We start from the raw sequence: 1,560 nt of genomic DNA on the forward strand, positions 1-1,560 counted from the left end.
TAGGTTAAGTTAGAAAGGGCGCACGGTGGATGCCTTGGCACTAGGAGCCGATGAAGGACGGTACTAACACCGATATGCTTCGGGGAGCTGTAAGTAAGCTTCGATCCGGAGATTTCCGAATGGGGGAACCCACTGCTCGTAATGGAGTAGTATCTTTACCTGAATACATAGGGTATTGAAGGCATACCCGGGGAACTGAAACATCTAAGTACCCGGAGGAAGAGAAAGCAAACGCGATTCCCTGAGTAGCGGCGAGCGAAACGGGACATAGCCCAAACCAAGAGGCTTGCCTCTTGGGGTTGTAGGACACTCTACATGGAGTTACAAAGGAACGGGGTAAATGAAGTGATCTGGAAAGGTCAGCCAGAGAAGGTAAAAGCCCTGTAGTTGAAACTTCGTTCCCTCCTGAGTGGATCCTGAGTACGGCCGGACACGTGAAATCCGGTCGGAAGCTGGGAGGACCATCTCCCAAGGCTAAATACTCCCTAGTGACCGATAGTGAACCAGTACCGTGAGGGAAAGGTGAAAAGCACCCCGGAAGGGGAGTGAAAGAGATCCTGAAACCGTGTGCCTACAAGTAGTCAAAGCCCGTTAATGGGTAATGGCGTGCCTTTTGTAGAATGAACCGGCGAGTTACGATCCCATGCAAGGTTAAGTTGAGAAGACGGAGCCGCAGCGAAAGCGAGTCTGAATAGGGCGATATAGTATGTGGTCGTAGACCCGAAACCAGGTGATCTACCCATGTCCAGGGTGAAGGTTGGGTAACACCAACTGGAGGCCCGAACCCACGCACGTTGAAAAGTGCGGGGATGAGGTGTGGGTAGCGGAGAAATTCCAATCGAACTTGGAGATAGCTGGTTCTCTCCGAAATAGCTTTAGGGCTAGCCTCACGTAGTAAGAGTCTTGGAGGTAGAGCACTGTTTGGACTAGGGGCCCTCATCGGGTTACCGAATTCAGACAAACTCCGAATGCCAAAGACTTATCCGTGGGAGTCAGACTGCGAGTGATAAGATCCGTAGTCAAAAGGGAAACAGCCCAGACCACCAGCTAAGGTCCCAAAGTATACGTTAAGTGGAAAAGGATGTGGAGTTGCTTAGACAACCAGGATGTTGGCTTAGAAGCAGCCACCATTTAAAGAGTGCGTAATAGCTCACTGGTCGAGTGACTCTGCGCCGAAAATGTACCGGGGCTAAACGTATCACCGAAGCTGTGGATTGACATCTCTGATGTCAGTGGTAGGAGAGCGTTCTAAGGGCGTTGAAGCTAGACCGTAAGGACTGGTGGAGCGCTTAGAAGTGAGAATGCCGGTATGAGTAGCGAAAGATGGGTGAGAATCCCATCCACCGAATGCCTAAGGTTTCCTGAGGAAGGCTCGTCCGCTCAGGGTTAGTCGGGACCTAAGCCGAGGCCGAAAGGCGTAGGCGATGGACAACAGGTTGATATTCCTGTACCACCTATTTATCGTTTGAGCGATGGAGGGACGCAGGAGGATAGGGTAAGCGCACTGCTGGATATGTGCGTCTAAGCAGTTAGGCTGTAAATGAGGCAAATCCCATTTAC

Annotated in this window: 1 rRNA gene; it reads left to right on the forward strand. The window is 51.2% G+C overall.

Annotation, left to right across the window (positions count from 1 at the left end):
* Positions 1 to 2: 2 nt before the first annotated feature.
* Positions 3 to 1,560: ribosomal RNA gene (locus tag HHO41_RS22255) — 23S ribosomal RNA — on the forward strand; the annotation flags it as partial.

This window comes from Bacillus sp. DNRA2, from assembly GCF_012843265.1.
In the GTDB taxonomy this organism is placed as follows: domain Bacteria; phylum Bacillota; class Bacilli; order Bacillales; family Cytobacillaceae; genus Bacillus_BU.